Source organism: Coleofasciculus sp. H7-1 (assembly GCF_057473865.1).
The window spans coordinates 72,805-79,304 of sequence record NZ_JBYCCT010000077.1 but is presented as its reverse complement, the minus strand read 5'-3'; the positions used below and the strand labels follow the sequence as shown (position 1 = coordinate 79,304).

Genomic DNA, 6,500 nt, shown 5'->3' with positions numbered 1-6,500 from the left:
CACCATCTGTCAAAGCAAGGGGGCATAGCGGCGGGAGTTGTCTCTTTCATCCCTCAAACCTCAACGTGAAATGTCTGTTATTACAGTATTATACTTCCATTGACTTTTGATTTTAGTTTAAGTCCCACTAGGCACTTCAGAAGAAAATGATCATATCCACCTCATGTATAAGAGCGTCTTTGGCTTACCAGAATCGCTTTCCCAGTTCTTCCAAGACAGCTACAATCAGCTGATGTCGCCGTTTTTATACAACGGCTCCGTAAGAGATATGGAAAAAGCCGGAAAGCTTTACGCTCAGTTTTTTGACAAGCCGATTCAAAAAGCGGAACGAGAGGCAATTCAACAAGCCTTGCAATCTACTGGTAATTTGGACGATGCAAAGGCAGGGTTGCTGAATATTAACCAGGAAAAGGTGTGGTTGCGATCGCAACAAGTCACCGTTAAACCACAGGGCGACTGGGCAGATGTGGAACTTTACGAAGTGTATGCCAACCAAACCACTGATGTTGAGGAAATATTCTATTCCTTTTCTTTGCCAGAAAGCGCTGCAATTACAGGCTTGTGGTTGGGCGACAGCGAGAACTTAGCCAAGCGCTTTCCATTTAAGGTTTCGCCACGCGGTGCCGCTCAGAAAGTCTATACTTCACAGGTAAGCCGTTGGCGTCCCGTCGATCCAGCTTTACTTGAGCAAGTTGGACCTCTTCAATATCGCTTGAGAGCCTTTCCTATTCCTCCCTACTTATCGCCACAGCAGCAAGCGGAGTTAGAAAATGAACCAACCGAGATGCATCTGTGGCTGACATATAAAGTCATGCGACAAGAGAAAGGGTGGGCATTACCCCAGCTAGGGGAGAAGCGTAACATCTTTTGGAATCAGGACACCCAGCGCATCCGCAATGGAGAAGTGGTGGCACGTTTTGGCGATGATTGGCTGGAACCTTTTATATCAGCAACTGGGCAATATCGGCCAAGTGTGCATCAGGTTAACTTGCCAGATGGCTACCAAATCTCAGCCAAGCCATTAGCGGCAAAAGATTATTCGATGCCCCAAGGGAAGCGGTTTGCGGTCATTCTCGATGCTTCCCGGAGTATGGCAGCACATACCAGGAAACTGACTGAGACTTTTAGCTGGTTGAAAGAACACGGCTTTGCTGACAACATCTTCGCTAACAATGATGCCGATTTGTATATCAGTGCGTCTCCTGGTGCAAAACCTCAGCGCATCGACGATCTCAGTCGCTTCAATGCCATGAAGATGACATTCTACGGCAGCATACAACCCAAGGAAATGCTGCGGCAGTTTACCCAGATGCGGGGCGATACGCCCTACGATGGCATCTTATTGGTGACGGATGAGAGCGGTTACGAGTTATCAGACAATCGCAAGGATGTGCCAGTAATGCCTGCACCTTTGTGGGTGGTGCATCTCGGATCGTTGTCACCTGCGTATGACGATGCCACTCTCAAAGCCATTCAAGAAAGTGGTGGCGGTGTGTGTACCGAAATTTCCGAAGTTTTGCAGCGACAGGCAACGAAGGCAGCGTTAGGGTCATCTGTAGTCAGCGTGGTGGATGGCTATGCCTGGTTTATGGAAAAAGCCCCGGATAATAGCCAGACTGTTGATGCACCTCAAAACTCCAATACTCAGGGTTTTGAACCTCTGGCGGCGCGGCAAATGGTTTTGGGGTTAAGCAAACAGATGGATGGAAAAATTGCTCAACTTGATGCCATTCATGCGATCGCTAAAACTTACAAAATTGTGACTCCCTACTCGTCCATGATTGTACTGGTCAATGACGAGCAACGAGAGGCTCTTAAAATTGCGGAAGCTCAGAAAGACCGTTTTAACCGTTCGGTTGAAAATGGAAAAGAGCAGCTGCTAAACAATCCTTTTAACGCTAGGATACCCGAACCGTCCACGATTATCGGGTTGGTAGCGATCGCATTATTCCTGATTCGCACTCGTCAACGCGGTGTCAAACTACAATAGATGCACGTTTCGACTGCGAGAAACAGAAGGCTCAAGGGTGGATGGTTGTTTGAAGCCTTGTCTCTACATCTGACGGATTCTCTTATTCAAGAGCGATCGCATCCACCCAATCTTGATAATCAGGATCTCGATTTTCTGTAATTGCTATGAGTTTTTCTCGCAGTTTTTCAGTAATCGGTTTGCTTTCTGGTAATTGATAATTTTCAATTTTTTTTACTGGCGCAACCTTGGCAGCAGTCCCACTAAGAAAAACTTCGTCAGCGATAAAAAGCTCTGATTTATCAACGGGTCTTTCTATGGTTTTAATTCCTAAATTTCTGGCAATTGTTAGGACACTGTCTCTGGTAATTCCTTCTAAAATATCCTGTTCAAATCCAGGGGTAATCAGTTGCCCATTTCTCACCAAAAATATATTCATCCCAGAGGCTTCGCAAATTTTTCCCTGAGAATTCATCATAATCGCTTCGTCAAAGCCGGACTCTACCGCCTCAGTTTTAGCTAAGGCAGAAGTAATATATGCGGCGCTGATTTTGCCTCTCAGAGGCAAGCTGCGATCTTCTTGTCGATACCAAGAACTAATTCGACAGCTGACTCCTTCGGGAGATAAATAATCTGCTAGCTCAATTCCATAAACTAAAAAATCTTTCTCAATATTATGGAGTCTGGGGGCAATTCCTAAGCCCGAACTATACACTAAAGGTCGGACATAAAAAGACTTGCTTGGTTGATTCTTTTTAACCAAATCAACGATAACTTCTCGAATTTTGGCAGATGGTAAATCATAGTGTAAATACTTAGCACTATCACTTAACCTTTGGCAATGACGGTCTAATCTAAATAGTAAAATTTGCTGATTATTTTGAGGATCGGGAATCCCCCTTAATCCGCCAATCGCTCCAGTTCCATAGTGCAAAGCCTGAGTTGCAATAGAAATTTTGGCTTCGCTAAAAGGGACAAATTTGTTCTGAAAGTAAGCAATGGGTAAAAAATTATTCATAAGCTTAAAGAAGTTTTTACAGATGTTTTTCGATTTCCCGATTGCGATCCTACACATTCGGCTTCCTTAAAGTTCTTTCAAAATTCAATTAGAGGATTCAAGAACGTTAGTGACTATTACTATAAATGATGACTTGATTTCGAGCTAGTACAAATTTTGATATGAATAAAATATTTTAATAGTAGGGTGGGCATTGCTCACCCTACTGCGTGGCTAACAACTAGCAATCTCGTTACCCGCGATCGCTCTCTGGGGTGATTCTGGCACCAGACGCCCCACGGCTTGCTTGACAAATCCTTGCAAGAAAGCAACTCGTTGATTTTGCTGAAACACCTTTTGCAAGGTTTCGCGCAACTGATCGAGATTCAAAGGACGCCCTTCTGCAGTCGTAGCGGCTTCCTGCGCTTGGAAATATTCAATCAAGCTCACACCCGCTAACCGGGTTAGATAGGCAGCGCTGACGCCCTGAACTGCTCCTCCGGCGACAAATGTGATGGCATTGCTCTTAAGAACACTGGCAACGGTTTGAGTGGTCAGCTCGACTAAACCAAGCTTGAGCATCAAGCTACCCATTGTCCCAGCGATCGCTTGCGCTTGTTGGAGAGAGAATTTTTGCTGATAAAGATTACCGAGATCCATGACTAGCTGACCATTAATGGCAGCGGTTGCCAGCAAGTCCAAGGCGGGCACGGGGTTAGCAAAGGCGGTGGCGGCAGCAATCCACTGATATTGCTCGATAACGGGAAGGGCGCGATCGCGTCTCACTTCATTCAATGCAGATTTCACCTCGGCTTTCAGCGCATAAGCTGCCCTCCAAGCCGTTGCCCAAACTAGCTGTTGACTTTCTTGGGCTAAAATTTGGCTTAACCGACCCGCGATCGCTGTCATCTCAGGGACTGGGGTTTCCATCCACTCCCGCACCGAACCATCCGGTTGATGCTGACGCACTTTGATGGCGCTGGGGGAAGCAGCAACAGCCACTACATCCTCTTGCGTCAGCGTTCCTTGTATGCGTTGCCGCAATTGCTGCAACACCGTGGCGCGTTCTTCGGGTAAATACTGGTCTTGCTTGTTAAAAACCAGCATTGCACGCTGTTTAGATGCCGCTAGCTGCTGTAAGGTTTGATATTCTGGATCGGTCAAATCTCCATTGGTAACAAATAGCACCAAATCTGACCTTTCCCCCAACCCTTCCCGATTAGGGGAAGGGGGTTGGGGGGTTCGGTCAGTTGCAGTGAATAAAGCGGGTGTCTCTTGCAAGGTGAGTTTTTGCGGCTGTTGAGATATCCAGCTTGACTCTAGAACTTGAATTAAGGTGGATTTGCCGACTGACTTTCCGCCAGTCACAGCCAGATGCATCTCCTGGCGATCGATTTCAGTTGTGATTTTGGCGAGTCGTTCTCTTAGCTGAGCATTTGCCGGATGGTTTTCTGCCTCTGCCTCTAGCTGGCTAATCGTACCTTCGGTTTGAGCGATCGCTTTTTCTACCGTTTCCCTGTCCATCTGGCTGACATCTGGCAGATGAAGCTCTTTGGCTGTCTGTTTCTGGAACAACCATAAGCCAGCACCGAGTGCGATCGCGCCAATTACACTAAACTCACCGACTGTCCCGGCTGAGTCATGAAAACTCTGCAACAGCCAAAGCGAGAATGAAAGACCAATTCCCCCAACTAAAATCGGACGCCGCAAATTTACAGCCATAAATATTTAAATGTAACCAATATCTGCTAACCAGCGTACAACAAATCCCTGCAACCTTTTGGGATTGCAGGGATTGTTTACTTTTTTATTTGGTGGCGGGAAGTGGATTTGAACCACTGACCTTCGGGTTATGAGCCCGACGAGCTACCAGGCTGCTCTATCCCGCGTTGTCTTGCCAACTTATTTACTATAACGCAAATTCAGGAATGTGGCAACTACAGCATCGAAAGTTCCCCAACTACATCTAGGCGCTTGAATTTGCTCAAGCTCATAAAGGTTTCCGACAGGGTTTCCGCCACCGTGGGACTAATCCAACCCATTTGCTTGAGTAAATGAATAGCAACGGCATACTTTGCCCGCCCTGCTCCATCCGTCACCTTAATTGCCAGTCCCATGCCTTCGCCAACTCGACCGATGCACTGAATCCCTTCAGCACCACCTTTACTGATGATTTCTCCTTCGGTCAGACGCATGAGTTCTGTATCAAATAACCCTTCTCCTGCCACCATATTTGGGTGATGGGTCATGGCGCGGACGATGCGCTCCATATCCAAATTGTTACCAGAGGCAAGCTGAGCATACAACGTACCCATTTGCCCCAGCTGCATGAAGTAGGTAGGAGCGCCACAATCATCGTGGGCACTGATGAACTCTACAGCAGGCATTCGCAGCAATTCGGCAACTTTGCCTAAAATTAGCTGCTGAACGGGGTGGTTGCGCTGCAAATAGGTATTCAGGGGCCAATGCCTTGCTTGGCAAACGGCAAGCATTCCAGCGTGTTTCCCGGAACAGTTATACTCCAGGGGACTCCGTTTGCCTTCGGGAATTGGACACTGAAGTGCTGATGGGTCAACATCCGAGCGCCAAAGAACGTTAAAAGCTTGTCGGACTTGGGCGGTCGTGCCTTTGTGGGAGCTACAGATAATTGCTAAGTCTCGATCCGTCAGCTTGTAGCGTTCCAGGGTGCCGGTAGTCGTGACTGCCAGCGCCTGAAATGGCTTGAGCGCGGAACGAACAAAAGCAGCGGTTTCCGAGCTGCCTGCTACCGATAGAACGCGCCCTCGGTTGTCACAGACGACCGCTTGGGCGCGATGGGTTGATTCAATAATGCCTTCGCGCAGCAACCGAACTTCCAGTTCTGCGGATTGATTTCTTTTTCCCCTTGTCATGGGTAAGACTTTATCACTTTTTGTTAGTTGTTCAGTAACCGGCGATCGCTTGTTTTGAGGTAGTCGGTAGATTTTGAACCCTTTACTCACTATCCACTACCTCTTACCCAATGACCAATGACCTAATGCCTAATTACAGAAAGTACCAAATTAGACTACCTGCAAAGAAAAATAAGGCAAGCAAGACAAAGGTTCGCTGTAACCGCTGGAGGATTGGTTGAATTTGGTAAGTGACGATCAAGCGATCGCGCGTCAAAATTTCTTCTGGCTTCGTCCAGCACTGACCGTCGTACCAACCGGATTCTTCATAAAATACTTGTTGATTCTCTAAGCGCGATCGCACGTAAGACCAACCCAAGTACAGTCGCACCAGTACCAACACCACTCCCAGACTCGCTCCTGCTGCACCACTGAGGATAAACTTGCTCAGATACTTTCCCGGCGCAAAGCTTGCCTCTGCCATCGGTGCTGCCACGAACCAGCCCAAACCCCAAATCCAAGCCAGCTTTTTGATGTATCCTCCCAGTTCCAGCGTTACCCAGCGAAAGAACCAGGAATCCTTCAACTCCTGGTACTCATTGAGCGGTTGTTGTTCAGTGGGAACTGGGCAAACTGAAACTGGAGTTTCCATCATGTTTTACTT

4 protein-coding genes, 1 tRNA gene and 1 pseudogene are annotated in these 6,500 nt (G+C 47.3%); 1 reads left to right on the top strand and 5 read right to left on the bottom strand.

What is annotated here, in order from left to right; translation table 11 throughout:
* Positions 1-139 precede the first annotated feature (139 nt).
* Positions 140-1,990, top strand: a pseudogene (locus AC2VDX_RS22795) (TIGR02921 family PEP-CTERM protein); the annotation flags it as partial.
* A gap of 82 nt (positions 1,991-2,072) precedes the next feature.
* On the opposite strand, the gene AC2VDX_RS22790 reads toward AC2VDX_RS22795, so the two are convergent.
* The 5 genes from AC2VDX_RS22790 to AC2VDX_RS22770 all read right to left on the bottom strand — a co-directional run bounded on the left by AC2VDX_RS22790 (position 2,073) and on the right by AC2VDX_RS22770 (position 6,491).
* Positions 2,073-2,987 (bottom strand): branched-chain amino acid transaminase, encoded by a 915-nt coding sequence (locus AC2VDX_RS22790; RefSeq protein WP_378177169.1) that lies wholly within the window; start codon positions 2,985-2,987, stop codon positions 2,073-2,075.
* 213 nt (positions 2,988-3,200) lie between these two features.
* Positions 3,201-4,688: a YcjF family protein gene (locus tag AC2VDX_RS22785; RefSeq protein WP_378177165.1), complete on the bottom strand. Its 1,488-nt coding sequence runs from the start codon at positions 4,686-4,688 to the stop codon at positions 3,201-3,203.
* A 90-nt stretch (positions 4,689-4,778) separates the two neighbouring features.
* Positions 4,779-4,855: transfer RNA gene (locus tag AC2VDX_RS22780), tRNA-Met, on the bottom strand.
* A 48-nt stretch (positions 4,856-4,903) separates the two neighbouring features.
* Positions 4,904-5,857, bottom strand: coding sequence for an asparaginase (locus tag AC2VDX_RS22775; protein WP_378177220.1), 954 nt, complete (start codon positions 5,855-5,857; stop codon positions 4,904-4,906).
* Between the two features lie 133 nt (positions 5,858-5,990).
* Complete coding sequence (locus AC2VDX_RS22770) at positions 5,991-6,491, bottom strand: CGLD27 family protein (RefSeq protein WP_378177156.1); 501 nt, start codon at positions 6,489-6,491, stop codon at positions 5,991-5,993.
* Between the last annotated feature and the right edge of the window lie 9 nt (positions 6,492-6,500).

What these genes read in the sequence shown, in the direction of transcription:
- AC2VDX_RS22770 (WP_378177156.1), bottom strand. Translation starts at nt 6,491, where the DNA reads ATGATGGAAACTCCAGTTTCAGTTTGCCCAGTTCCCACTGAACAACAA.
- AC2VDX_RS22785 (WP_378177165.1), bottom strand. Translation starts at nt 4,688, where the DNA reads ATGGCTGTAAATTTGCGGCGTCCGATTTTAGTTGGGGGAATTGGTCTT.
- AC2VDX_RS22775 (WP_378177220.1), bottom strand. Translation starts at nt 5,857, where the DNA reads ATGACAAGGGGAAAAAGAAATCAATCCGCAGAACTGGAAGTTCGGTTG.
- AC2VDX_RS22790 (WP_378177169.1), bottom strand. Translation starts at nt 2,987, where the DNA reads ATGAATAATTTTTTACCCATTGCTTACTTTCAGAACAAATTTGTCCCT.